The sequence below is a fragment of the Cellulomonas sp. GbtcB1 genome (assembly GCF_019091725.1).
Classification (GTDB): Bacteria; Actinomycetota; Actinomycetes; order Actinomycetales; family Cellulomonadaceae; genus Cellulomonas.
This window is the reverse complement of record NZ_JAGXJG010000036.1, coordinates 1-24,950: the sequence shown is the minus strand read 5'-3', so window position 1 is coordinate 24,950 and position 24,950 is coordinate 1. Positions and strand designations below refer to the sequence as shown.

Sequence of the window (24,950 nt, the reverse complement as noted above, 5' to 3'; positions counted from 1 at the left end):
AGAAGCGGTCGTGCCGGGTGAGCCGGACGGCCCAGGACGAGGAGGACGGACCCGTGGCCGACGAGTTCTACTACAACACCGAGACCGGGCAGGTCGAGCAGGGCAAGCAGTCGACCTGGTCGCACCTGCTGGGCCCGTACCCGACGCGCGAGGAGGCGCAGCACGCGCTGGAGAAGGCCCGCTCGCGCACCGAGGCGTGGGACGAGGAGGACCGCCGGGACCGCTGAGCCGCGGGCCCGGTCGACCCCGGCCGGGCCCGGGGCGGTCAGCCTGCCGGCGCCTCGCCGCGCAGGCGGGCGGCCACCTCGGCGACGACCTCGGGGGAGCCGACGATCTCGAAGTGCATCTCGTCGCGCCGGCCGGCGAAGTCGCCGCCCCACGCGACCGCCGGGTGCACCTCGGCGAGGATCGCGCGGATCGCCGCGACCTGGTCGTCGTCGAACGTGTCCCGGGCGCCGAGCGGGTGCTCGGTCGCGTTGAGGTCGATCGACGTGCCCGAGGCGTGGTTCGACAGCCCGTCGCCGGCCTCGTCCTCCTCGCCGCGCACGGTCCGGTAGCCCCAGCCCCACGAGCTCGCGGGGTCCACCGGCTCGACCTCGGCGTCGAACCGCGCCGCCACGTGCTCGAGCACGAACCGGACGTCGCCGCCGCGGAGCCGGCCGGTGACCCACGGCGAGATCTCGAGCTGCGGGTCGGCGCCGTCGTCGAACGCGGGCCAGCAGTTCTGCGACGTCGACGCGTCGGGGACGCACGAGGCGTCGACGACGGCGACCGGCACCGGGTCGGGCTCGGCGGCGGGCGCCGGTCCGCCCAGGAGCCGGACGACGGCGACGACGAGCGTCACGACCAGGGCGACGACGACGGCCGCCGCGACCCCGAGGACCACCACGCCGCGCCGGGTCAGGCGCAGCCGGGGCTGCCGGGCCGGCGGGCGAGGGCCGCGCGGGGACGACGACCGGGGTGCCGACGAGCGCGGGGCGGAGGACCCCGACGGGGTCGTGGAGCGCGCCGCGGCCGGCTGCTGGACGGCGGAGTCGCGGCGCATGCGACGAGCGTAGGGGGCCCGGGGGCCGACCGGGTGCAGCACGCGCGACGCGGGACGGTGCGGGACGACGCTGCGCGGCGGGGGAGCGCCCAGGGGCACCGACGGCGCGCGCAGGGGGACCGACGGCGCGCGGGCGGCGTGGGTCAGCGGCGGGCGAGGTGCGCGACGACCGGCCGGTGGTCGCTCGCGCCGACCCGGTCCAGCACGCCGAACGCCGTCACCCGCCACGCCCGCCCGTCGACGAGGACGTGGTCGATCGGCGCCGCCAGCACGCGGGGCACGTCCGCGGGCCACGTCCCCAGGCCGGCCGCGCCGACCTCGGCGGCCGCGTCGACGCACGGGCCCAGGTCGTCCAGGCCGGGGTGGTCGAGGGTGGCGTTGAGGTCGCCGGCGACGATCGCGCCGGGCGTGCTCCGGCAGACCTCGGCGATCCCGGCCGCGTGCGCGCGCCAGTCCGGCATCGACGACTCCGCCGAGGGTGCGCGGGTGTGGGCCGCGACCACGACGTCCGGCGCGGGTGCCGTCGCGGGGCGCCCGACCGCCTCGGCCCCGGCGTCCGCGGCGGGCGCCTCGCCGGCGCGCACCGCGGCGAAGGTGCCCAGCTCGGTGGCGGGCAGGCCCGCGGACGTGTGCGTGTAGCCGCCCAGGCTGTCCCGGACCAGGAGCGCGACGCCGTCGACGCGGGTGCTCTCCGAGTCGGCGGCGAGGGCGGTGGTCGGGCGGCCGGCGTCGGTCAGCGCGCGGGCCACGGCGCGGGCGGTCGAGGCGGACGTCTCGGCCAGGACGACCAGGTCGGCGTCCTGCTGCTCGACCAGGGCGGTCAGGTCGTCGGCGTCGACGACGCCGAAGGTGTTGAACGACAGCACGACCAGCTCGCCGTCGGCGGCCGGACCCGCGCCCGAGCCGTCGACGCCGCGACCGACGACTACGGCCGCCTGCGCGGCGGCGCCCAGCACCAGGACGCCTGCCAGGGCCAGGGGAAGCCGCCAGCCGGGCCGGCGCACCCCCGCGCGCCCGGCGACCTGCCGCCAGCCCGCGACGGCCCCGACCAGCAGCACGGCCCCGCCGACCAGCAGGCACGCGACGAGCCCGCGCAGCGCGACGAGCTGGGCGACGGGAGTCCGGTCCGCCAGGCCGAGCCGGTCGGGGGCGAGCAGCACGACGACGGCCGCGGCCGCGAGCAGCAGGACCCCGGCCGCCAGCACCGCGCGGACCGCCGAGCTCCGCCGGAGGCGGCCGCGCGGGTCACCGCCGCCCGGACGATCGCCGCCCCGACGACCGCCGTCGGGACCGCCCGCGGTCGCGCCCGAGCCGGTCAGCTGAGGAACGAGTGCTCGGCGTCGGGCCACTGCCCGCCGCGCACCTCGGCGGCGTACGCCCGGGCGGCCTCGCCCAGCAGCTGCCCGACCGGGGCGAACGACTTGGCGAACCGCGGCGACCACTCGCCCATGCCGGCCATGTCGGTCCAGACCAGCACCTGGCCGTCGCACTCGGCGCCCGCGCCGATGCCGATCGTCGGGATGCGCAGGATCTCGGTGACGCGCGCGGCGACCGGCGCCGGCACCATCTCGAGCACGACCGCGACCGCGCCCGCCTCCTGCACGGCCAGGGCGTCCTCGGCGAGCCGCTCGGCCGCCTCGTCGCCGCGGCCCTGCACCCGGTGGCCGCCGAGGGTGTTCTCCGACTGCGGGGTGAAGCCCAGGTGCCCGACGACCGGGATGCCGGCGTCCGTGAGCGCGCGGATCTGCGGGGCCACCCGCACGCCGCCCTCGAACTTCACGGCGTGCGCGCCGGCCTCCTTGAGGTACCGCACCGCGGTGGCGAGGGCCTGCGCCGGGCCGGTCTCGTAGGAGCCGAACGGCAGGTCCGCGACGACGAGCGCGCGCCGGGCGGCGCGCACGACGGCGCGGGTCGGCGGGATCATCTCGTCCACCGTCACCGGGATCGGCGACGTGTGGCCGAGCATCGTGTTGCCGATCGAGTCGCCGACGAGCAGCAGGTCGATGCCCGCGTCGTCGAAGATGCGCGCCGTCGCGAAGTCGTAGGCGGTGAGCATCGTGAGCTTCTCGCCGCGGGCTTTCGCCTCGGCGAGGTGGTGCACGCGGACGCGCCGCGGCGCGGGTGCGGGGGTGGCTGCCGGGGTCGGCTGCTCGGACATCAGTGCTGCTCCACGGTGTCGGTGGTCGTGCCGGTCGCGCGCGCGGTGGTCCCCGCCGAGGCGGCGGTGTCCACGGGCTCGCGCCAGCGCGTGGTGATCGGCAGCCTACGGTCCCGGCCGAACGCCAGCGCCGTGACCTTGGGGCCGAGCGGGTACTGCCGCCGCTTCCACTCGGCGCGGTCGACGAGCTGCAGCACCCGGTCGACGATCTCCGGGTCGAAGCCGCGGGCCAGTAGCTCGGCACGGCCCTCGGCGTGCTCGACGTAGGCGTCCAGCACCTGGTCCAGCAGGTCGTACGGCGGCAGGGAGTCCTGGTCGACCTGGCCCGGGCGGAGCTCGGCCGACGGCGGCTTGGTGATCGAGTTCTCCGGGATCGGCGGGAGCTGGCCGGCGTCGAGGGCGTGGTTGTTCCGCCAGCGTGCGAGCGCCCACACCCGGGACTTGTCGACGTCCTTGAGCGGGGCGTACCCGCCGACGGCGTCGCCGTAGATGGTCGAGTAGCCGACCGCGAGCTCGGTCTTGTTGCCGGTCGCGAGCACCAGGTGGCCCTCGGCGTTGGACAGCGCCATGAGGATCACGCCGCGCACCCGGGCCTGCAGATTCTCCGCGGCGACACCGTCGAGCGCCATCTCGCCCTCGAACGCGTCGACCATGGGCTTGATCGCCTGCACCCGGTAGTCGGCGCCGACGCGCTTCGCCAGGTCGGCCGCGTCGTCCTTGGAGTGGTCCGACGACCAGCGCGACGGCATCGAGACGCCGACGACCTTGTCGCCGCCGATCGCGTCCGCCGCGATCGCGGCCACCAGCGCGGAGTCGATGCCGCCGGACATGCCGAGCACGACGGACCGGAAGCCGTTCTTCCGGACGTAGCCGGCCAGGCCGGTGACGAGCGCGCGGTAGATCTCCTCGTCCGGGTCGAGCGGCTGGGCGGTCGTGCCGCGCTCGAGGGCCGCCCCGCGGGCCGGCAGGTCCCAAACCAGCAGGTGCTCGACGAACTGCGGCGCCGACGCCAGCAGCGTGCCGTCCGGCCCGATGACGAACGAGCCGCCGTCGAACACCAGGTCGTCCTGGCCGCCGACCATGTTCACGTAGGCGAGCGGCGCGGCGACCTCGGCGGCGCGGCGCGCGGCCAGGTCGGTGCGGATGTGCCCCTTGCCCTCCTCGAACGGCGAGCCGTTGATGACGAGCAGCAGGTCGATGTCGTCGTCGGACAGCTCGGCGACCGGGCCGTCCTGCCAGATGTCCTCGCAGATCAGCAGCCCGATGCGGCGCCCGGCCACCTCGACCACCGTCGGCTCGCCGCCGGGCGTGAAGATGCGGAACTCGTCGAAGACGCCGTAGTTCGGCAGGTGGTGCTTGTCGTACCGCTGGTGCACCGAGCCGCGCTGCAGCACGACCGCCTGGTTCGTGGGGCGGGCCGGGGCGTCGTCGTGCTCGCGCTGCGTCCGCTCGCCGACGGTGCCGACGACGACGGTCAGGTCACCCAGGCCGGCGTCGTCCAGCGCCCGCGCCAGGTCGGCGAGCGCGCGCTCGGCACCGCGGCGGAACGAGGCGCGCAGCGCCAGGTCCTCGATGGGGTAGCCGGTGATCGTCATCTCGGGGAACGCGACCACGTCGGCGCCGGCCTCGGCGGCCTTCCGGGCCCACGTGAGGACGGCGTCGGCGTTGCCGGCGAGGTCGCCCACGCAGGTGTCGATCTGGGCGAGGGCGACGCGGACTCCGGTCTGGTCAGGCATACCGGTGAGCCTATTCCGGCCGGGAGGGGCCCGGCGCGACGAGGCCCGGCGCGTGCGTCACCTCGCGGACACACGGATCAGGCAGGATGTCCCCCATGGACAGGCAGCAGGAGTTCGTCCTCCGCACCGTGGAGGAGCGCGACATCCGTTTCATCCGGCTCTGGTTCACCGACGTGCTGGGGACGCTGAAGTCCGTCGCCGTCGCGCCGGCCGAGCTCGAGGCGGCCTTCTCGGAGGGCATCGGGTTCGACGGCTCCTCGATCGAGGGCCTGACCCGGGTGTACGAGGCGGACATGATCGCCAAGCCCGACCCGACGACGTTCCAGGTGCTGCCCTGGCGCGGGGAGCGGCACGGCACCGCGCGCATGTTCTGCGACATCCTCACCCCCGAGGGCGAGCCGTCGCTGGCGGACAGCCGCAACGTGCTCAAGCGCGCGCTGGCCCGGGCGAGCGAGAAGGGCTTCACCTTCTACACGCACCCCGAGGTCGAGTTCTACCTGTTCGACGCCCCGGCCGACCCGACGCAGCCGCTGGTCCCCGTGGACCAGGGCGGCTACTTCGACCACGTGCCGCGCGGCACCGCGCACGACTTCCGGCGCGCCGCGATCACGATGCTGGAGTCCATGGGCATCTCGGTGGAGTTCTCCCACCACGAGGCCGGCCCGGGCCAGAACGAGATCGACCTGCGGTACGCCGACGCCCTGACCACCGCGGACAACATCATGACGTTCCGCACCGTGGTCAAGGAGGTCGCGCTGGAGCAGGGCGTGTTCGCGTCCTTCATGCCGAAGCCGCTGGCCGACCAGCCGGGCTCGGGCATGCACACCCACCTGTCGCTGTTCGAGGGCGACCGGAACGCGTTCCACGAGCCGGGCGGCCACCTGGAGCTGTCGAAGACGGCGCGGTCGTTCATCGCGGGCCTGCTCAAGCACGCCGCCGAGATCACCGCGGTGACCAACCAGTTCACGAACTCGTACAAGCGGCTGTGGGGCGGCGCCGAGGCGCCGTCGTACATCTGCTGGGGCCACAACAACCGGTCCGCGCTGGTCCGGGTGCCGATGTACAAGCCGGGCAAGTCCAACTCGGCGCGCATCGAGTACCGCGCGGTCGACTCGGCCACCAACCCGTACCTGGCGTTCGCGGTGCTGCTGGCCGCGGGCCTCAAGGGCGTCGAGGAGGGCTACGAGCTGCCCGAGGGCGCCGACGACGACGTGTGGGAGCTGACCGACGCCGAGCGCCGCGCGCTGGGCATCGAGCCGCTGCCGGCCACGCTGGAGAACGCCATCGCCGTCATGGAGCGGTCCGAGCTGGTCGCCGAGACGCTGGGCGAGCACGTCTTCGACTTCGTGCTGAAGAACAAGAAGCGCGAGTGGGAGGAGTACCGCTCGCAGGTCACGCCCTACGAGCTGCGCCGCTTCCTCCCGATGCTCTGACCCGGGTGCTGATCTCGCCGAGATGGCAACTCCCGGCTGTGCGCCCCCGCGGTGACGCAGCCGAGAGTTGCCATCTCGGCGTTTCCGGATGCGGAGGCGCAGGTCGCGCGGCGGTCGGTAGCGTGGGGGCGTGAGCAGCACGTCGGTCGGTCGGGGCAGCACGCTCGCGGGTCGGCTGACCCGCGCGGGGTTCGCGGACGTCGCGCGCGCGGAGCGGCTGCTGGCCGACGCCGCGCTGCTGCGGCTGGTGGGCGGCGCGGACGCCGTCCCGGACGAGGAGGCGCCGCGCGCCGCACCCGGCCCCGACGGCCTTCCGGGCGCCGCGCCGCTCGCGTCCGAGGCGCTCGTCCCCGCGCTCGCCGAGTCCGCCGACCCCGACCAGGCGCTGCTGTCGCTCGCGAAGATCGCCGGCGCCGTGGAGCCCGACGCCGAGCGCCGCGACCGGCTGGCCGCGGCGCTGGCCGAGGACAGCCCGGCGCGGGACCGGCTGCTCGCCGTCGTCGGGGCGTCCGTCGCGCTGGGCGACGACCTGAGCGCGCACCCCGAGCACCTGGACGTCGTGCTGGACGACGCCCCGGGCACCGGCGTGCCGGTCGGGGAGGTGCGCGCGGAGCTGCTGGCGGCGGTCGGCGCGGACCCCGGGGCGGCGGTCGCGGTGGCGGGCGTGACCGGGCCCGACGGCGTCGACGCCATGCGCCGCGCGTACCGGCGCCGGCTGCTGCGGATCGCCGCCACCGACCTCACGTCCGGCGAGCCGCTGACCCGGCTGCCGGGCGTCGCCGCCGCGCTCGCCGATCTGGCCGCCGCGGCGCTGGAGGCCTCGCTGGCGCTGGCCCGCGCCGAGCTCGACGACCACGGCGCCTCGGTGCGGCTCGCCGTCATCGGCATGGGCAAGACCGGCGGCCGCGAGCTCAACTACGTGAGCGACGTGGACGTGGTCTACGTCGCCGAGCCGGTCGAGGGGGCCGACGAGGCGGAGGCGCTGGCCGCCGGGACCCGGCTCGCGACCGCGCTGGCCCGGGCGTGCGCCGCGCCGTCCGGCGAGCCGGCGCTGTGGCCGGTCGACGCCGCGCTGCGCCCGGAGGGCAAGGACGGCCCGCTGGTCCGCACGCTCGACTCGCACCGGTCGTACTACGAGCGCTGGGCGAAGACCTGGGAGTTCCAGGCGCTGCTCAAGGCCCGGCCGCTCGCCGGCGACCCGGAGCTCGGCCGCGCGTACGTCGAGGCGACCAACCCGATGGTGTGGCAGGCGGTCCGCCGGGAGAACTTCGTCGCCGACTCGCAGGCCATGCGCCGCCGGGTCGAGCGGAACGTGCCCGCCGCGGAGGCCGAGCGGCAGATCAAGCTCGGGGTCGGCGGGCTGCGCGACGTGGAGTTCACCGTCCAGCTGCTGCAGCTCGTGCACGGCCGCGCCGACCCGGAGATCCGCAGCGGCAACACGCTGACCGCCCTGGCCGCGCTGTCGGCCGCCGGGTACGTCGGGCGCGAGCACGCCGGGCAGCTCGCGGTCTGCTACCGGTTCCTGCGGGCGATCGAGCACCGGATCCAGCTGCACCGGCTGCGTCGCACCCATCTCATGCCGACGGCCGAGGCCGACCTGCGCCGGCTCGCCCGGTCGCTCGGCATGCGCGCCGAGGGCGCCGAGGGGCTGCTCGAGCGCTGGCGGCAGGTGCGGCGCGAGGTGCGCGACCTGCACGAGGCGCTGTTCTACCGGCCGCTGCTGCCGGCGACCGCGCAGCTGTCCACCGAGGAGGTCAGCCTCGCGCCCGAGGCCGCGCGGGAGCGGCTCGCGGCGGTCGGCTACCGCGACCCGGCCGGCGCCGTCCGGCACATCGCGGCGCTGACCGAGGGCGTCACCCGGCGGTCGGCGATCCAGCGGCAGCTGCTGCCGGTGATGATCGGCTGGTTCGCGGACGGGCCCGACCCCGACGGTGGGCTGCTCGCGTTCCGCCGGCTGTCCGAGACGCTCGGCGGCACGCACTGGTACCTCAAGATGCTCCGGGACTCCGGCACCGCCGCCGAGCGGCTGGCCCGCGCGCTGTCGACGTCCCGGTACGTCGCGGACGCGCTCGCCCGGTCGCCCGAGTCGGTGGCGTGGCTGGACGACGACGCCGAGCTGGAGCCGCGCAGCCAGGACCGGCTCGCCGCCGAGGCGGACGCGATCCTCACCCGGGCCACCGAGCCCGTGCCCGCGGCGACCGCCCTGCGCGCGCTGCGCCGCCGGGAGCTCGCGCGCACCGCGGTCGCCGACGTGCTCGGCGTCGTGACGGGCACCCGGGCGTCCCGCAGCCTGACCGCGACCGCCGACGTGCTGCTGGCGGGCGCGCTGCGGGTGGCGGCGTGGGAGGAGCGCGCGGCCCGCGGGCTGGCCGCCGACCCGACGGACCTGCTGGTCGTCGCGATGGGGCGGCTCGGCGGACGCGAGATGGGCTACACGTCGGACGCCGACGTGCTGTTCGTGCACGACCCGGTGCGCGGGGCGGACGGCGCGGTCGACGGCGTGCTGGCGCAGGAGTTCGCCACCGGTGTCGCCACCCGGCTGCGCGCGCTGCTCGGCGCGGTCGGCCCGGAGCCCGCCCTGGAGGTGGACGCCGACCTGCGCCCGGAGGGCCGCAACGGCCCGCTGGTGCGCTCGTTCGACGCGTACGCCGAGTACTACGCCCGCTGGTCGCTGGTCTGGGAGAGCCAGGCGCTGCTCCGGGCCCGGCCGGTGGCGGGGGACGCGGCGCTGGGGGAGCGGTTCGTCGCGCTGGCGGACCCCCTGCGGTACCCCGCGGGCGGGCTGGACGCCGCGGGCGTGCGCGAGGTGCGGCGGATCAAGGCCCGGGTGGAGTCGGAGCGGCTGCCGCGCGGCGTCGACCCGACGCGGCACCTCAAGCTCGGGCGCGGCGGCATCGCCGACGTCGAGTGGACCGCGCAGCTGCTGCAGCTCCGGCACGCGCACGAGGTGCCCGGCCTGCGCACGACGTCGACGCTCGACGCGCTGGCCGCGGCCCGGGACGCCGGGCTGGTGTCCGAGGACGACGCGGCGGTGCTGGCCGAGGCCTGGGACCTGGCGTCGCGGCTCCGGGACGCGCTGGTGCTGTGGACCGGCCGGACCGGGGGCACCGCGGACGTCCTGCCGCACGACCGCCAGGTGCTGACCGGGCTGGCCGCGGTGCTGGGCTACCCGTCCGGCTCGGGCCAGGACCTGGAGGACGCGTGGCTGCGGGCGTCGCGCCGCTCCCGCCAGGCGGTCGAGGACGTCTTCTACGCCTGAGGGCCCGGGCCGCTGACGCACGAATGGATCCTTCCGCACCGACACGCGCCGGCGTGTTGGTGCGGAAGGATCCACTCGCAGGCTCGTGCGGGTCGTGCGGGTCCGCAAGGCGAGGGACGCTCAGTCCGGGGGGTCGAGGGGGTCCGGGCTCGCCGTCAGCGCGCCGTCCTCGAGGTTCTCCTCCAGGTCCTGCGCCACGTCGTCGCCGCGGTCCACGCCGCCGAGGTCCCGCTCGGGCTCGGCGTCCGGTGCGTCGGGGTCCTCGCCGGGGGTGTCCGGGATCCAGTCGTCGGTCGAGTCGGTCACGCGTCCTCCTCGGGTCGGGTCCGACGCCCTCGCGGCGCCGGTGCGCCCGACGCTAGGCCGGGTCGCCGGGGGACGCGACCGGGGGACGCAGCTCGCCCTCGCCGGGGACGTCGGCGTCCGCGCGGTCCCCCTCCTTGCGCCGGCCGACGTTCTCCTCCTGGAGCAGCGACGGGTCGACGAGCTCGTGCCGGCGCAGGTACGTCGACAGCACGGCCTGGATGGTCGCGACGACCGGCAGCGCGAGGAACGCCCCGAGCGCCCCGAACACGGCCCCGGCGGCGATCACCGACAGGAACGCGACGGCCGGGTTCAGCGCGAGCGACCGCTGGGACACCTTGGGGGTGAGCACCAGATTCTCGATCTGCTGGTACCCGATGATGAACGCCAGGACCGCCAGGGCCCGCAGGGGCGACACGGTCAGCGCGACGAGCACCGGCAGCGCGCCGCCGATGTAGGTGCCGACGGTCGGGATGAACTGCGAGACCAGGCCGGTGAACACGGCGAGCGGCAGCGCGTACGGGATCTGGATGAGCGCCAGGAAGGCCCAGGTCGCGACCGTGGAGATGGCGGCGAGCACGAGCCGGGAGTTGATGAACCCGGCGACCTTGTCCTGCGACACCTCCCAGAGCCGCAGCACCTCGCGCTGCCGGTGCGGGGCGAGGTAGCGGCAGACGGCCGCGCGGAACTTCGGGCCGGCGCTCGCCATGTAGTAGACGACCAGCAGCACGGCGGTGGCGGTGAACAGCCCGCCGGCGATCGAGGTGCCGACGCCGATGACGCCCGGCGCGATGCTGCCGACGTAGTCGCCGGCGTTGCTGAGCAGCTCGTCGGTGCGGGGGAGGTGGACGTCGAACCGGTCGGCCGCCATCTCGCGCAGGTCCGCGTAGTAGCCCGGGATCGACTGCACGAGGTCGACGAGCTGGTTGACGAACAGCCCGCCCAGCAGGCCGAGCACCGCGATGCCGAGCACCAGCGCGCCGATCATCGTGATGCCGGTGGCGAGCGGGCGCTTCACGCCGTGCCGGCCGAGCCAGAGGATCATCGGCTCCATCGCCAGGGCGACGAACCACGAGATCACGATGATCGTGATGACGTTGCCGAGCATCGAGGCGGCGCGCCAGATGAGGATGCCCGCGAACGCGGCGGCCACGGCCATGGCGAGCGCGCGGGGGAGCCACCGCGGCGGGATCCGCGAGTCGCGGGCGCCCGGGGTGAACCGGGCGCCGCCGGCGGCGGGTGCCGGGCGCGGGGCGGGGTCGGGCGCGGGCATGCGGGGCTCCGGGTGGTCGGCGGACGGTGCGCCGGACAGGCTACCGGCGGGCGGTGCCCGGGTCCGGGACGCGCCGGGACGAGCGTCCCGGCCGTCGGCTGGACAGCGGGGCGTAGCCTGTGTGAGCGTTAACATACAACGATGGAGAAGTCCGCCGGGAACGAGCCCGGCGCTCTCGACGAGGAGACGACAGTGACGGACGTCGGCGCCGGCGTGGGCGTGAACCCGATCGTGCTGCAGCGGGCGGACCCGTGCGTGCTGCGGCACGAGGGGCAGTACTACTTCACGGGGTCGCACCCGTTGTACGACCGGATCGTGCTGCGGCGTGCGGAGCGGCTGGAGGACCTGCAGGCGGCCGAGGAGGTGACGATCTGGACCCGGCACGCGTCCGGTCCGCAGTCGCACCTGATCTGGGCGCCGGAGATCCACCGGGTCGGGGGCGCCTGGTACGTGTACTACGCGGCGGCGCCGGACGACCACGGCACGGTCGACGTGCCCGGGACCGCCGAGACGTTCAACCACCGGGTGTACGTGCTGGAGAACACGGCCGCCGACCCGTTCGAGGGCGAGTGGGTCGAGCGGGGGCAGGTCGACACGGGGTGGGAGTCGTTCGCCCTGGACGCCACGTCCGCGGTGATCGACGGGACGCAGTACCTGATCTGGGCGCAGCAGGCGTTCGACGTGCGCGGGCACTCCAACCTGTACATCGCGCCGATGGCGAACCCCTGGACCCTGGCCGGGCCGGCCGTGGAGCTGTCCCGCCCGGAGTTCGACTGGGAGGTCAAGGGGTTCTGGGTCAACGAGGGCCCCTCGGTCCTGGTCCGCGGGGGCCGGGTGTTCCTCACGTACTCCGGCGCGGCGACCGGCATCGACTACGCGATGGGCGTGCTGACCGCGGACCTCGGGTCGGACCTGCTGGACCCGGCGTCGTGGACCAAGAGCCCCGCCCCGGTGTTCGTCTCGGACCCGGCGGCGGGCCAGTACGGGCCGGGGCACAACTCGTTCACCGAGCTGCCCGACGGCACGCCGGTGCTGGTCTACCACGCCCGCACCTATACCGAGATCGTCGGCGACCCGCTGCAGGACCCCAACCGGCACGCCCGCGCCCAGGTCCTGCCGTTCGACGACCACGGCAACCCGCTGTGGGGCACCCCCGTGCCCGACACCCGCCCCACCCCGACCTCGACCGAGGTCCTCAGCCCCGCCGGAGACCCGCAGTGACCACCAGCACCACCCCCGCCGCCGAGCAGCGCCCGAGCGCCCTGGAGTCGCTCTCCAGGGGCGTGTTCTGGAACTACGGCGGGCTGTTCTTCTTCTACTTCGCCATCTGGCAGCTCGCGTTCACGTTCCTGCCGCTGTGGCTGGCGCGCGAGGGCATGGGCACCGGCGCCATCGGCGTCGTCAGCACCGTCTCCGCGATCACGGCGCTCGCCCTGCAGCCCGTCTACGGGTTCCTGCAGGACCGGCTCGGCTTCAAGAAGTACCTGTTCGCGTTCGTCGTGCTGTGCGCGGCGTTCACGGGCCCGTTCTTCGTGTTCGTGTTCCAGCCGCTGATCGGCGTGAACGAGTACCTGGCCGCGGTCGTCGGGGGCGTGTTCCTCAGCCTGTGCCTGAACTCGGGCGTCGGCGTCGTGGAGGCGTTCAGCGAGCGGGCCAGCCGCGCCAACGGCTACGAGTACGGCCACGCCCGGCTGTTCGGCTCGCTCGCGGGCGGCACCGCGGCGCTGGTCGGCGGGTTCATCTGGGCCGCGAACCCGGACAGCATCTGGTGGGCCAGCTCGGTGTCGGCGATCGTGCTGGGCACGCTGCTGTTCGTCGCGCGGGTGCCGCGGGGCGACGGGGCGGCCGCGGCCGCCGGCGCCGAGGCAGACGCCGGGTCGGGCGGCACGAAGGTCTCGAAGGAGACCGTGCTCGCGCTGCTCCGCGACCGGAACTTCCTCGGCTTCGTCGTGCTGATGTTCGGCACCGCCGCGCTGTACGACGTGTTCGACCAGCAGTTCCCGAACTACTTCGCCACGTTCGTCGCCAGCGGCGACCCGGAGGTGCTGTTCTCGCGTGTCGTGGCGGTGCAGATCTTCGCCGAGGCGGCGTTCATGGTCGCCGCGCCGTTCATCGTCAACAAGATCGGTGCCCGCAAGGGCCTCATGGTGTTCGCGGCGATCCTGCTCGTGCGAGTCCTGGGCTCCGCACTCTTCACGCACGAGTGGCTGCTGATCGCCTGGCGCCTGCTGGCCGCGATCGAGATGCCGTTCCTGCTCGTGTCGGTGATGAAGTACATCACCCGGATGTTCGACGTCCGGATCTCCGCGACGGCCTACATGCTGGGCTTCAACTTCGCGAAGCAGATCGGCATCGCGATCTTCGCGTCGGTGTTCGGCGCCTCGTACGCGGCGATCGGCTTCGCGCACTCGTACCTGGTGATGGCCGGCGTCATCCTGGCCGTGACGCTGGTGGCGCGGTTCCTCATGGCCGACGACCGGGACCGTGTCGCGCCGGGGGAGCCGACCGACCGGGCGGACGGCGGCGCGCCGACGCACGTGCTCGCGTCGTCCTGAGCCGGCCGACGGGGGCGGTGCGTCGGCGACGGCGCGCCGCCCCCGTCGCCGTGCCGGGCGCCGATCGCGCCTGCGGCACCACCCGGCTCGCCTATGCTGCAGCCAGGCCGCGACAGAGGGAGGGACCTGTGCCCGACCATCCCGAGGAGCGCCCGGCGGAGCCGTCGTCGCGGGCCGCCGTGCAGCGGCTGCTGGCGTCGGTCGGCAACCCCGCGCTGGAGCGCCTCGCCCAGCTCGCGTCCCGCCTGCTCGCCGCCCCGTCGTCGCAGGTCTCCCTGCTCGCCGACGTCCCGACGGCCGGCGACGGCACGCCCGCCCCGCCGGAGGCCGGGCCCGTCGTCGGCGCGACCGGTCTGCGGAGCCCGCTGCAGGACCAGGTGTGCGCGGTGACCGCCTCGCTCGGCGAGCCGCTGGTGGTCGCGGACGCGCGCGCGGACGACCGGCTGCGCGACCTGGACGTCGTCGCCGACGGGCGGGTGCGCGCGTACCTGGGCGTCCCGCTGGTCGGCAAGGACGGTCACGTCGTCGGCGCGCTGTGCGTGTACGACGCCCAGGTGCGGGCGTGGTCGACGGACGACGTCCTGGTGCTCACCGACCTGGCCGCCTCGGCCGTCGCGGAGCTCGAGCTGTCGGCGCTCGCCGTCGAGTACGAGGCCGACCGGGTGCGCTGGCAGCTCGCGGTGACCGCGGGGGAGGTCGGCAGCTTCGACTGGGACCTCGTCTCCGGCGCGCTCGCCTGGGACGACGAGCTGCACGCGATCTTCGGCCTGGAGCCGGGGACGTTCGGCGGCACCATCGAGGCGTTCGACGCCTGCCTGCACCCCGACGACCGCGCGCGGGTCGCGGCGGCGCTGCAGGACGCGATCGACCGGGTCGCGCAGTACACGGCCGAGTACCGCGTGGTGCACCCGTCCGGCGCCGTCCGGTGGGTCAAGGCGAAGGGCATGGCGCTGCCGGGACCGGACGGCACCGCGGTCCGGGTGCTCGGCGCGGCCTACGACACGACCACCGAGCGCGAGGCCGACGCCCGGATCGCGCGGGTGCTCGAGACGATGCAGACCGCGTTCTTCCTGCTCGACGACGCGTGGCGGTTCTCGTACGTGAACTCGGAGGCGGAGCGCGTGCTGGGCCGCACCCGGGGTGAGCTCCTCGGCGGGGTGATCTGGGACCTGTTCCCCCTGTCGGTCGGCTCGGCGTTCGAGGAGCACTACCGCGGCGCGGTCGAGTCCGGGGCCGCGCGGTCGTTCGAGGCGTACTACCCGCCGCCGCTCGACGGCTGGTACGAGGTGCGGGCGCACCCGGGTCCCGACGGGCTGTCCGTCTACTTCCACGACATCACCGAGCGGCGCCGGCTCGAGGAGCGGTGGACCGCCGCGCTCGCCGAGGCCGACGCGGCGACGAGCCGGCTCGCGCTGCTCGCGACCGTCAGCGAGGACCTGAGCGCGACGCTCGACACCGAGTACGCCGTCGGGCGGCTCGCGCGGCACGTGGTGCGGCACTTCGGCTCCTGGGCCCTGGTGACGCTGTGGGACGAGGGCCGGCACCTCCGGGACATCGCGGGCTACCACGCGGATCCCGCGCGCCGGCGGGCGGTGGCGCGCTACACCCAGCTCCGGCTCGCCTCGCTGTCGCCGACCTCGTTCCTGCACCGCGCGCTGCGCTCGGGCGAGCCCGTCGTGATCACGGACGCGACCGCGGCCGTGCTGCCGCTGCTCACCGGCGAGGCGCGGGAGGTGTTCGCCGCCCTGGCGCCGCGCACCGGGTACGCCCTGCCGATGCGGGCGCGCGGCCGCACGGTCGGCGCGATCTCGCTGTTCCTCGACGACGGGCACCCCGACCTCTCCGACGAGGACCTCGCGCTGCTGGTGCAGGTCGCCGACCGGGCGGGGCTCGCGCTCGACAACGCCCGGCTGTACGAGGGCCAGCGCCGGATGGCCGAGACCCTGCAGCGCGCGCTGCTGTCCGCGCCCGCCCAGCCCGACGACCTGGAGGTCGCCGTCCGGTACGTGCCGGCCGCCCGCGCCGCCCAGGTCGGCGGCGACTGGTACGACGCCTTCCTGCAGCCGCAGGGGTCGACGGTCGTGGTGATCGGCGACGTCATGGGCCACGACCGGCACGCGGCGGCCGTGATGAGCCAGGTCCGCACCCTGCTGCGCGGCATCGCGGCGACCACCGGCGGCACCCCGGCGGAGGTGCTGCGCGCCCTCGACGCGGCGCTCGACACGCTGCAGGTCGACGCGATGGCGACCGCGGTCGTGGGGCGCCTGGAGCAGACCCCCGAGGAGCGCGCCGCGGGCACGACCCGGTTCCGGTGGACCAACGCGGGACACCTGCCGCCCCTGCTGGTGGCCCCGGACGGCACCGTGCGGGAGCTGCGCGCGCCGCGCCCGGAGCTCGTGCTCGGGGTGTCGCCGGGCAACGCCCGCACGGACTCGGTGGTGGAGCTCCCGCGCGGCTCGACGGTGCTGCTCTACACCGACGGCCTGGTGGAGCGGCGCGGGGCGCACCTGCAGGAGGGGATCGACGCCCTGGCCGAGCTCGTCGCGGAGCTGGCGCCCGAGGCGCAGGCCCGGGCCACCGGCGCGGCGACGCTGGACGCCGGGTTCCTCGCGGACGCGGTGCTCGCGCGCGGCGCGGCGGGGGACGCCCCCGACGACGACATCGCGCTGCTGGTCGTGCACCTGGGGCTGCAGGACGGCGCCGGCACGAAAGGGTGAGGAATCGCGCGCGCAATCGGGTGAACCCGGCGTAGCATCCCGGGCAAATGCCACATGTCGGGCAGGCAGCGCCGTCGGCCCGGGTGCGTCAGAGGAGGCCCGCCCGTGCAGCTGCCCGAGGACGCCGTGCCCGCGCGGCCGGCCGACGACCGCCCTGCGCCGCTGGTCAGCGTCGGCGTGCCGGTCTACAACGGCGACCTCTACCTCCAGGAGGCCCTGACCGCCCTGCGGGACCAGGACCTGCGCGACATCGAGGTGATCGTCTCCGACAACGGCTCGACCGACGAGACCGGCAAGATCGCCCGCGCGTTCGCCGAGGCCGACCCGCGGTTCCGGTACGTGCGCTCCGAGCAGAACCGGGGCGTGCCGTGGAACTTCAACCGGGTGCTCGACCTGGCCCGCGCGCCGCTGTTCCTCTGGAACGCCGCCGACGACGTGGTGGAGCCGCAGCACCTGGTCCGCTGCCGGGAGGCGCTGCTCGCGCACCCCGAGGCCGAGATCGCGTTCCCGCGGGTGACGCTCGTGGACGCCGCGGGCGACGTCGTCGGCTCGATGGACGACGAGGACCTGCAGTACCTCGGCCTGGCGCCCGCGGCGCGGGTCGACCAGCTGCTGCGCCGCCAGTCCTGGCAGGCGATCGCCTGGGGCGGGGTGCTCCGCACCGACGCGCTGCGGGCGATGGGCGGGCACCCGCGGTTCTTCGGCGGGGACATCGTGCTCGGCATCCGGTCGGCGCTGCGGGCCGAGTGGGTCGTGGTGCCGGAGCCGCTGTTCCGGTGCCGGCGGCACGACAACCAGAACAGCAAGGCCGTCGGCGCGGACCCGATCGTCCAGGTGCGCAGCTACGACCCGGGCTTCCGCCGGCCGGTGGCGTTCCCGCAGTGGTACCTGGCCTACCGGATGATGGCCGAGCCGCTGGTGGCCCCGCTGCCGCTCGTCGACCGCGCGCGGGCGCTCGCCTCCGTCGCCCGGCGCTGGACGGTGCCGCAGTGGCGGCTGCTGGCGTACGACGTGAAGCGGAACGCCATCCGGCTGCGGCGCGGGCAGTACCAGGGGGCCTACTCGGCGTCGTCGGGGTACTGGGTCTGACCCGCCGACGCGGCCGCGGGACATTGGTCCCGGAACGCGGGAACCCGCACGGCACCCGGCGCGTTGAGGCTGTCGATCGTGCCCCCGACCTGGAGAGAGATGGACGGCGACAGTAGTACCGACCCCCTGCGCCCGTGCGAGACGGCGACGGGGGGTGAGATCTGATGTGGGTGCTGTCCCTGCTCCTGGGCGTGCTCGTCGTGCTGGCGATCACCGCCGCGACCGGGTACTTCGTCGCGCAGGAGTTCGCGTACATGGCCGTCGACCGGTCGCGTCTGAACGCCCGCGCCGCCGACGGTGACGCCGGGGCGCGCCGCGCGCTGTCCGTGACCCGGCGCACCTCGTTCATGCTGTCGGGCGCCCAGCTCGGCATCACCGTGACCGGCCTGCTGGTCGGGTACGTGGCGGAGCCGCTGATCGGCGACGCGCTCGGCGAGGCCCTGGGTGGCGTCGGCGTGCCCACGGCCGTCGGCGTGGCCGTCGGCACGGTGTTCGCGCTGCTGCTGTCGACGCTCGTGCAGATGCTGTTCGGCGAGCTGTTCCCGAAGAACCTCGCGATCGCCCGCCCCGAGCCGGTCGCGGTGCGGCTGGCCGGGTCGACGACCGCGTACCTCACCGTGTTCGGCTGGCTGATCCGGGTGTTCGACTCCGCGTCGAACGCTCTGCTGCGGCTGCTGCGGATCGAGCCCGTGCACGACGTGGAGCACTCCGCGACCGCGCGCGACCTCGAGCACATCGTCGCCGAGTCCGCCGAGTCCGGGGACCTGCCGCGCGAGCTGTCCGTCCTGCTGGACCGGATCCTGGACTTCCCGGAGCAGGACGTGGAGCACGCGATGATCCCGCGGTCGCGGGTCGACGTCGTGCGCGCCGGCGCCACCGTCGCGGACGTGCGGGAGCAGATGGCCAGCGGGCACTCCCGGTACCCGGTGCTGTCCGCGGACGACGAGGTGCTGGGCGTCGTGCACCTGCAGGACGTGCTGGTCGCCACCGACCCCGGCGAGCCCGTCGAGCGGCTCATGCGGACGCCCGCGCTCATGCCCACGTCGATGGCGCTGCCCGACGCGCTGCGGCAGCTCGCGGCCGGGCGCAACCAGCTCGCGTGCGTGCTGGACGAGTACGGCGGCTTCGCCGGCGTGCTGACCTTCGAGGACCTGGCGGAGGAGCTGGTCGGCGAGATCACCGACGAGCACGACACCGGCGTGCACGCGCCGACCCTCGCGGAGGACGACGGCGCCTGGACCATGGCCGGCGACGTCCACGTCGACGAGGTGGAGCGGGCCGTCGGGCGCGACCTGCCCTCGGGCGACTGGGAGACCATCGGCGGCCTCGTGATCGCCGCGCACGGCTCGCTGCCCCCGGCCGGGACCAGCGTGGTCGTGCTGCTGCCGGACGACCCGGGCGAGCTCGCGCACGCGGGCGAGCCGGACCCCGTGTGGATGCGGGTCGACGTGCTGGAGATCGAGCGGCACGTCCCGGCCCTGGTGCGGGTCACCGTGCCCGCCGACCCGCCGCCCACCGAGGACGAGCGCGCCGACGCCGTCGAGCGCGACCAGGAGGAGAACCGATGAGCCCGCTCGTCGTGGTGATCGTGACCGTCGGTCTGATCGCCCTGTCGGCGTTCTTCGTCGCCGTGGAGTTCGCGGCGCTCGCCGCCAAGCGGTACCGCCTCGAGGAGGCCGCGCCGCGCAGCCGGTCCGCCCGGGCCGCGCTGCGCAGCTCGACCGAGCTCACCGTGCTGCTCGCCGGTTCCCAGCTCGGCATCACCGCGTGCACCCTGGCGCTCGGCGCCGTGACCAAGCCCGCGGTGCACCACTGGCTGACCCCGCTGTTCGAGGGCTGGGGCGTCGCGCTCTGGCTCGCGGACGTCGCCGGGTTCGTCCTGGCGCTCATCATCGTCACCTTCCTGCACCTGGTGGTCGGCGAGATGGCGCCCAAGTCGTGGGCGATCGCGCACCCCGAGACGTCCGCGATCCTGCTCGCCACCCCGATGCGCGCGTTCATGTGGCTCACCCGGCCGCTGCTCCGCGTGCTGAACGAGGCGGCGAACTGGTGCCTGCGGCGGGTCGGCGTCGAGCCGGCCGACCAGGTCGCCACCGGGCAGAACCCGGACGACCTGCGGCACCTCGTCGAGCACTCGACCAACGTGGGTGCGCTGGACGCGGCCTACTCGCGGCAGCTGACCGGGGCCCTGGAGCTGCAGTCCCTGACCGTGCGGGACCTGGTGCGGGCCGGCGGCTCGCCCACGGCGGTCGCGCCGGACGCCACCATGGCGGACGTGCGGGCCGCGACGAAGGGCTCGGGGCACCTGCGGGTGCTCGTCGGCGCCGGCGACCGGCTGGACGGGGTCGTGCACGTGCGCGACACGCTCGCCCACCCGGACGAGGCGCCCGTCGGCGCGCTGGCGCGGCCGGTGCTGCGGCTGGAGGCCGACGCGCCGGTGTCGGGCGCGCTCACGCAGATGCGGGAGCAGCGGCAGCACCTGGCGCTGGTGCTCGACGGCGGGCGCACGCTCGGCGTGGTGACGCTGGCGGACGTGCTGGCGCGGCTGTTCCCGCTGGCGGCGCCGGAGGCGGCGGCCGCGGCGGGCGCGGGCGCCGCGGCGGGCGCCGCGGCGGGCGCCGGGGCGGGGGCGGGCGCGAGCTGACCCGCCCGGTCCTGATCCCCACCTGATTCTCGCGAGGCCACCCGATCCATCGGTTGGCCTCGCGAGAATCGGTGGAGTTCGCGGGGCGCCGGGCGCGCGACGCGCCGGCCAGCCGGGCCCTCGAGCGACCCCACTGGCGCGAGCGCCCCGGCCCGCGCGCGCCGCTACGCGCCGACCGCCGCCGAGCGCCCCACCTCGTCCCGGGCGCGCAGCCACGCGTCCGCGTCGGCCAGCGGCATCGGCCGGCCGTGCAGGTAGCCCTGCGTGCGGTCGCACCCCATGCCGCGCAGCGCCTCGGCGGTCTCGGCGTCCTCGACGCCCTCCGCGATCAGCCGGAGGCCGAGGTGGTGCGCGAGCTCCAGCGTCCCCGAGACGATCGCGCGGGTGCGGTCGTCCGACGTGAGCCGCATCGTGAACGACCGGTCGAGCTTGAGCTCGCCGGCGGGCAGCTCGTTGAGGTAGGTCAGCGAGGAGTAGCCCGACCCGTAGTCGTCGATCGCGACCCCGACGCCGCGGTCCGCGATCGCGCGGGTCACGGCGACGGCGTGCCGCGGGTCGTGCATGAGCGTCGTCTCGGTGATCTCGACGACCAGCCCCTCCGGGCGCAGGCCGGCGGCGGCGAGCGCGCCGTCCAGCGAGGGCAGCAGCCCCGGGTGCCCGAGGCACGACGTCGACAGGTTGACGGCCACCGGCAGGTCGCGGCCCTCGGCCTGCCAGCGCGCCGCCGTCCGGGTCGCCTGGGCCAGCACCCGCTCGGTCAGCGCGAACATGGACCCGGTCTGCTCCGCGAGGTCGATGAACGCGCCCGGCGGGAGCAGCCCGCGGTCCGGGTGCGCCCACCGGACGAGCGCCTCCATGCCGACGACCCGGTCGTCCGCGCAGTCGAGCTGCGGCTGGTAGTGCAGCTCCAGGACGCCGTGCCGCGCGTCGCCGTCGGGGGCGGACAGCAGCGCGCGCAGCTCGTCGGCCAGCGCGATCTCGTCGCGGTCCCGGGCGTCGGCCGCCTCGTCGTACACCCGCACCCCGCCGCCCGCGCGCTTGGCCGCGTACATGGCGGTGTCGGCCCAGCGGACCAGCTCGCCGTCGTGGTGGTCGCCGAACGCGGTGCTCGCGACGCCGATGCTCGCGTCGAGGCGGACCACCCGGCCGGTCACGTCGATCGGCTCGCGCACGGCCTCGTGCAGCGCGTGCGCGACCACCGTGGCGCGCTCGACGTCGTCGTGGTCGAGCACGACGCCGAACTCGTCGCCGCCGAACCGGGCGAGCAGCGCGCCCCCGTCGAGCCGGGCCTGCAGCCGCCGGCTCACCGTCCGGATCACGGCGTCGCCCGCGGGGTGGCCGTACCGGTCGTTGACGTCCTTGAACCGGTCGAGGTCGATGACCAGCAGCGCCGCCCCGGTCCGCGCCGCGGCGAACCGGTCGGCGACCTCCAGCATCGCCCGGCGGTTGGCGACGCCGGTGAGCGGGTCGGTCCGGGCCTCCTTGCGGGTGGCGGCCAGCGCGGCCAGCTCGCTCGCGGTCCGGAGCAGCTGCGCGCAGCCGCCCGCGACCCCGGCGGCGGCGAGCAGCGCCACGGCCGGGGTGCCCGCGGGGCGCAGGCTGTCCAGCACCAGGACCGCGGTGCTGGCGGCGATGGCGACCATCGCGCACGTCGTCACCACCAGCGTCGACGCGAAGTGCCCGCGCAGCGGCGGCGGCTTGATCGCACCCGCGCGGGCGGTCACCAGGGTGAGCGCGGTCCAGCTGACGACGACCGGCAGGGCGGGCGCGCCGTCGGCCGGGAGCCACGGCAGCAGCACCAGCTCGACCACGGCCATCGCCCCGAGGCCGACCAGCAGCAGCCACGCGCGCGGGTCGTCGCGCAGCCCGCCGAGCACCGTGACGACGAGCGTCATCGCCGCCAGCACCCCGAGGGCGGCGGCCCGCACCAGGTGGCCCTCGGCGGCCCAGCCCGGCGCGTCGTCGGGCAGGACGCCGACCGCGACGGCCCACACGAGCAGCGCGAGCGCGCCGAGCGTCGAGCCGACGAAGTTGATCCAGTCCACCGGGTGCACGGCCGACGTCCGGAACCTGTTCCAGCTGAGCATGCCCTGGTGCGCGCACATCACGGCGATGACGCCGCCGACGGTCAGCGCGATCCCGCGCAGGTCGGCCGCGGCCGGGCCGCGCACCGTCAGGTCGACGAGCGCCTCCACCGCCAGGCCCGCGGCGACGGCCGTGACCGACCGGCCGCACCACCGCCACAGCCCGCGCTCCTCGAGCGACCGCAGCTGGACCTGCTGCCGCAGCACGACGCCGGCCGACAGCGCCGCCAGCGCGCCGCCGGCGGCGGTCAGCCCCGCGACCCCGGTCAGGTGCTCGACCACGGCGAGCGCGGCGACGAGCGCGGCCGGGCCGAGGAGGAGCGGGCCGGGCGGCAGGACGCGTCGTCGCGGCGGGGTGATCGAGGAGGGCATCACCCACACCATCGGCGTCCGGGGGCGGCACCCGAGCCGGGGCGCACGACTTCACCCGCCCCCGCAGACCATGGCGCCCACGCGGCGGCCGCCCCTACGGTAGGGCGATGGGGCGGCTGATCTACTCGATGTTCACCTCGCTCGACGGCTACGCGGCGGACGCGTCCGGCAGCAGCGACTGGGGCGGCGCGCTGGACCCGGCGCTGCACGACTTCATCTCGGAGCAGACGCGGTCCGTCGGGACGTACCTGTACGGCCGCCGCATGTACGAGACCATGTCGTTCTGGGAGACGGCGCTGGAGTCGCCGGACCCGCCCGAGTTCGTCCGGACCTACGCCGCGGTGTGGCAGGCGGCCGACAAGGTCGTCTACTCCTCGACGCTCGCGGAGCCGACGACGGCGCGGACCACGGTCGAGCGGTCGTTCGACCCCGAGGCCGTGCGCTCCTGGGTCGCGGGGCTCGACCACGACGTCACCGTCGACGGCCCGACGCTCGCGGCGCACGCGCTGCGGGCGGGGATCGTCGACGAGGTGCAGCCGTATCTCGCGCCGGTGTCGGTGGGCGGCGGGCTGCGGTTCTGGCCGGAGGGCGTGCCGCTCGACCTGGAGCTGCTGGAGCAGCGCGGGTTCGGCAACGGGACGCTGTGGCTGCGCTACGCGGTGCGCCGGGGCTGAGGTGCCGCGGACCGCACGTCCGGTGACCCGGTCGGGTGGTTGACGGCACCGTCGCGCCCGCGGGACCGTGGTCGCGCCGGTCCAGGGGAGGAGGGCGACGATGCGGTCGCTGCGGTGCACCGTCGGACGGCACGCCTGGCGCGTGCGGCGGAACCCGGAGAAGGGCGGCGCGTTGGCGCTGTACGAGGTCTGCGCGCGGTGCGGGCGCGACCGGCCGGTGTTCGAGCAGGGCGACGGCAGCGGTCTGGCCGTGCTGGGGCTCGGCGGGACGGCGGGTCCGGGGGCGGGCCCGGCCTGAGCCCCGGTGCGCCCGGGGCCGGACGGACCTCGGGCGCGCCCGGGCTCAGGCGTGCAGGCCGAAGTCGGCCGCGTACCCCGGGTCGGTGATCGCCGGCCGGGTCAGCGAGAACAGCCCGATGTCGTGCGGCGTGGACCCGGCGGTCACCAGGTCCGCCAGCACGGACCCGACCAGGCTCGCGAACTTCCCGCCGTGGCCGGCCCCGTTGAACACCGCGACGTGCGGGTGCCCCGGCACGGTGTCCAGCACGAACTCCCGGTCCGGAGGCATGTCGTACACGCACACGGCGCTGCGCAGGGCAGGCCCCGCGGCGGCGGGCAGGTGCCGGGCGAGGAACTCCCGGGACCGCTCGGTGGTCGCCGGGTCGGCGCGGTGCGTGCGGCCCTCGCTGGTGACGAAGTGCCCGCGCATGTCCCGGGCGATCTTGACCGCGGCCTCGCCGTAGACCGGGAAGCCGTACATGACCTCGTCGCCGTGCCACACCCAGATGGGGAACCGGTCGGGCGTGAAGTCGGTCAGCCGCGAGGACGCGACGTAGTCGACCTGCTCCTCGGACAGCGTGAGCCGGAAGTCGAGCCCCAGGTCCGGCATGAGGTCGCCGAGCCAGGACGCCGCGGCGACGACGAGCCCGCCCGCCTCGACGTCGCCCGCCGAGGTCCGGACCGTGACGCCGCCGTCCCGGACGTCGACCCCCGTGACCCGGGTGTGCGGCCAGAACTCGACGCCCGCCGCCAGCGCCAGCGACGTGTGCGCGGAGACCGAGCGGCGGATGTCGATCAGCCCCGCGTCCGCCTGGTGCAGCGCCGTGGTGCCGTCGGGCACCTGCCACTGCGGGTAGCGGGCGCGCAGGTCGGCGGTGGACAGGTCCTCGAAGGACGCCCCGCCCGCGGTCATCGCGTCCCGGAACACGGCGAGGCGGTCGGCACCGTCCGCGGTGGGCGGGGCGAGGTCGAGCCCGCCGGTGCGCGTGAACACCTGCAGGCCCGACTCGCGCTCGACCCGGTCCCACGCGGCGTACATCGCGTCGGTCAGGTGCACGTACTCGGGCCGGTGGTAGGACCGCCGGATGATCCGGGAGTGGTCGCCCGACGAGCCGAGCGAGTTCACCAGGTCGAACTGCTCGACGACCAGCACCCGCTCCGCGCCCGCGCGGGCGAGCCAGTAGGCGGCGGCCGAGCCGACCGCGCCGGCCCCGATGACGACGTGCGAGTAGGTGCGTGCCACGCGCCGCACGCTAGCCCGCCCCGGTCCCGCCGGGCGACGGGCGACCACGGCGTGCGCGGACGTTGCGGGCCCCGACCGTGCGCGGC

The 24,950-nt window shown here is 75.5% G+C and carries 19 protein-coding genes; 11 read left to right on the top strand and 8 right to left on the bottom strand.

Going from position 1 to position 24,950, the window contains the following annotated elements; all coding sequences use genetic code 11:
* Positions 1-17 precede the first annotated feature (17 nt).
* Positions 18-227, top strand: coding sequence for an SPOR domain-containing protein (locus tag KVT14_RS13335; RefSeq protein ID WP_306795798.1), 210 nt, complete (start codon positions 18-20; stop codon positions 225-227).
* A 38-nt stretch (positions 228-265) separates the two neighbouring features.
* Here the strand turns inward: KVT14_RS13335 and KVT14_RS13330 are convergent, their stop codons facing one another.
* The 4 genes from KVT14_RS13330 to KVT14_RS13315 all read right to left on the bottom strand — a co-directional run bounded on the left by KVT14_RS13330 (position 266) and on the right by KVT14_RS13315 (position 4,939).
* A complete protein-coding gene (locus KVT14_RS13330; RefSeq protein ID WP_217616108.1) occupies positions 266-1,045 on the bottom strand; it encodes a M15 family metallopeptidase in 780 nt (259 codons plus the stop codon).
* Between the two features lie 143 nt (positions 1,046-1,188).
* Positions 1,189-2,250, bottom strand: coding sequence for an endonuclease/exonuclease/phosphatase family protein (locus KVT14_RS13325; protein ID WP_217616107.1), 1,062 nt, complete (start codon positions 2,248-2,250; stop codon positions 1,189-1,191).
* Between the two features lie 110 nt (positions 2,251-2,360).
* Positions 2,361-3,203, bottom strand: a complete 843-nt coding sequence (gene panB / locus KVT14_RS13320; protein ID WP_217616106.1) for a 3-methyl-2-oxobutanoate hydroxymethyltransferase — start codon at positions 3,201-3,203, stop codon at positions 2,361-2,363.
* Complete coding sequence (locus tag KVT14_RS13315; RefSeq protein WP_217616105.1) at positions 3,203-4,939, bottom strand: NAD+ synthase; 1,737 nt, start codon at positions 4,937-4,939, stop codon at positions 3,203-3,205. Before KVT14_RS13315 ends, panB begins: the two co-directional genes overlap by 1 nt.
* Positions 4,940-5,034: 95 nt before the next feature.
* Between KVT14_RS13315 and KVT14_RS13310 the strand changes: the two genes are divergently transcribed.
* Together KVT14_RS13310 and KVT14_RS13305 are read left to right on the top strand one after the other, a co-directional pair.
* Entirely contained in the window at positions 5,035-6,372 is a 1,338-nt protein-coding gene (locus tag KVT14_RS13310) for a glutamine synthetase family protein (RefSeq protein ID WP_147796358.1), read from the top strand.
* Between the two features lie 130 nt (positions 6,373-6,502).
* Positions 6,503-9,631, top strand: coding sequence for a bifunctional [glutamine synthetase] adenylyltransferase/[glutamine synthetase]-adenylyl-L-tyrosine phosphorylase (locus KVT14_RS13305; protein WP_217616104.1), 3,129 nt, complete (start codon positions 6,503-6,505; stop codon positions 9,629-9,631).
* Between the two features lie 120 nt (positions 9,632-9,751).
* Here the strand turns inward: KVT14_RS13305 and KVT14_RS13300 are convergent, their stop codons facing one another.
* Entirely contained in the window at positions 9,752-9,937 is a 186-nt protein-coding gene (locus KVT14_RS13300; RefSeq protein ID WP_147796360.1) for a hypothetical protein, read from the bottom strand.
* Positions 9,938-9,989: 52 nt separating this feature from the next.
* Entirely contained in the window at positions 9,990-11,207 is a 1,218-nt protein-coding gene (locus tag KVT14_RS13295) for an AI-2E family transporter (RefSeq protein WP_217616103.1), read from the bottom strand.
* A 141-nt stretch (positions 11,208-11,348) separates the two neighbouring features.
* Between KVT14_RS13295 and KVT14_RS13290 the strand changes: the two genes are divergently transcribed.
* From KVT14_RS13290 to KVT14_RS13265, 6 genes are all read left to right on the top strand, one after another.
* On the top strand, positions 11,349-12,428 hold the full coding sequence (locus tag KVT14_RS13290; RefSeq protein WP_217616102.1) for a family 43 glycosylhydrolase: 1,080 nt from the start codon (positions 11,349-11,351) through the stop codon (positions 12,426-12,428).
* A complete protein-coding gene (locus KVT14_RS13285; protein ID WP_308161064.1) occupies positions 12,425-13,762 on the top strand; it encodes an oligosaccharide MFS transporter in 1,338 nt (445 codons plus the stop codon). Before KVT14_RS13290 ends, KVT14_RS13285 begins: the two co-directional genes overlap by 4 nt.
* A 128-nt stretch (positions 13,763-13,890) precedes the next feature.
* Complete coding sequence (locus KVT14_RS13280; protein ID WP_217616101.1) at positions 13,891-16,479, top strand: SpoIIE family protein phosphatase; 2,589 nt, start codon at positions 13,891-13,893, stop codon at positions 16,477-16,479.
* Positions 16,480-16,584: 105 nt separating this feature from the next.
* Positions 16,585-17,568 (top strand): glycosyltransferase family A protein, encoded by a 984-nt coding sequence (locus KVT14_RS13275; RefSeq protein ID WP_217616100.1) that lies wholly within the window; start codon positions 16,585-16,587, stop codon positions 17,566-17,568.
* Between the two features lie 164 nt (positions 17,569-17,732).
* Positions 17,733-19,136, top strand: coding sequence for a hemolysin family protein (locus KVT14_RS13270; RefSeq protein WP_217616099.1), 1,404 nt, complete (start codon positions 17,733-17,735; stop codon positions 19,134-19,136).
* Positions 19,133-20,212 carry a hemolysin family protein gene (locus KVT14_RS13265; RefSeq protein ID WP_217616098.1) on the top strand — a complete coding sequence of 360 codons (1,080 nt, stop codon included), beginning with the start codon at positions 19,133-19,135 and terminating at the stop codon, positions 20,210-20,212. The genes KVT14_RS13270 and KVT14_RS13265 overlap by 4 nt, the downstream gene beginning before the upstream one ends.
* Positions 20,213-20,376: 164 nt before the next feature.
* Here KVT14_RS13265 and KVT14_RS13260 read toward each other — a convergent pair whose 3' ends face one another.
* Positions 20,377-22,668 (bottom strand): bifunctional diguanylate cyclase/phosphodiesterase, encoded by a 2,292-nt coding sequence (locus KVT14_RS13260; RefSeq protein ID WP_217616097.1) that lies wholly within the window; start codon positions 22,666-22,668, stop codon positions 20,377-20,379.
* 107 nt (positions 22,669-22,775) lie between these two features.
* Here KVT14_RS13260 and KVT14_RS13255 point away from each other — a divergent pair, with 107 nt between their 5' ends.
* Both KVT14_RS13255 and KVT14_RS13250 read left to right on the top strand, forming a co-directional pair.
* Complete coding sequence (locus KVT14_RS13255; RefSeq protein WP_217616096.1) at positions 22,776-23,342, top strand: dihydrofolate reductase family protein; 567 nt, start codon at positions 22,776-22,778, stop codon at positions 23,340-23,342.
* Positions 23,343-23,442: 100 nt separating this feature from the next.
* Complete coding sequence (locus KVT14_RS13250) at positions 23,443-23,640, top strand: hypothetical protein (RefSeq protein ID WP_217616095.1); 198 nt, start codon at positions 23,443-23,445, stop codon at positions 23,638-23,640.
* Between the two features lie 45 nt (positions 23,641-23,685).
* Here KVT14_RS13250 and solA read toward each other — a convergent pair whose 3' ends face one another.
* Positions 23,686-24,864 (bottom strand): N-methyl-L-tryptophan oxidase, encoded by a 1,179-nt coding sequence (gene solA / locus KVT14_RS13245; RefSeq protein ID WP_217616094.1) that lies wholly within the window; start codon positions 24,862-24,864, stop codon positions 23,686-23,688.
* Positions 24,865-24,950: the final 86 nt, after the last annotated feature.

What these genes read in the sequence shown, in the direction of transcription:
- KVT14_RS13315 (WP_217616105.1), bottom strand. Translation starts at nt 4,939, where the DNA reads ATGCCTGACCAGACCGGAGTCCGCGTCGCCCTCGCCCAGATCGACACC.
- KVT14_RS13310 (WP_147796358.1), top strand. Translation starts at nt 5,035, where the DNA reads ATGGACAGGCAGCAGGAGTTCGTCCTCCGCACCGTGGAGGAGCGCGAC.
- KVT14_RS13265 (WP_217616098.1), top strand. Translation starts at nt 19,133, where the DNA reads ATGAGCCCGCTCGTCGTGGTGATCGTGACCGTCGGTCTGATCGCCCTG.
- KVT14_RS13270 (WP_217616099.1), top strand. Translation starts at nt 17,733, where the DNA reads ATGTGGGTGCTGTCCCTGCTCCTGGGCGTGCTCGTCGTGCTGGCGATC.
- KVT14_RS13255 (WP_217616096.1), top strand. Translation starts at nt 22,776, where the DNA reads ATGGGGCGGCTGATCTACTCGATGTTCACCTCGCTCGACGGCTACGCG.
- panB (WP_217616106.1), bottom strand. Translation starts at nt 3,203, where the DNA reads ATGTCCGAGCAGCCGACCCCGGCAGCCACCCCCGCACCCGCGCCGCGG.
- KVT14_RS13295 (WP_217616103.1), bottom strand. Translation starts at nt 11,207, where the DNA reads ATGCCCGCGCCCGACCCCGCCCCGCGCCCGGCACCCGCCGCCGGCGGC.
- KVT14_RS13290 (WP_217616102.1), top strand. Translation starts at nt 11,349, where the DNA reads ATGGAGAAGTCCGCCGGGAACGAGCCCGGCGCTCTCGACGAGGAGACG.
- KVT14_RS13330 (WP_217616108.1), bottom strand. Translation starts at nt 1,045, where the DNA reads ATGCGCCGCGACTCCGCCGTCCAGCAGCCGGCCGCGGCGCGCTCCACG.
- KVT14_RS13250 (WP_217616095.1), top strand. Translation starts at nt 23,443, where the DNA reads ATGCGGTCGCTGCGGTGCACCGTCGGACGGCACGCCTGGCGCGTGCGG.
- KVT14_RS13260 (WP_217616097.1), bottom strand. Translation starts at nt 22,668, where the DNA reads ATGCCCTCCTCGATCACCCCGCCGCGACGACGCGTCCTGCCGCCCGGC.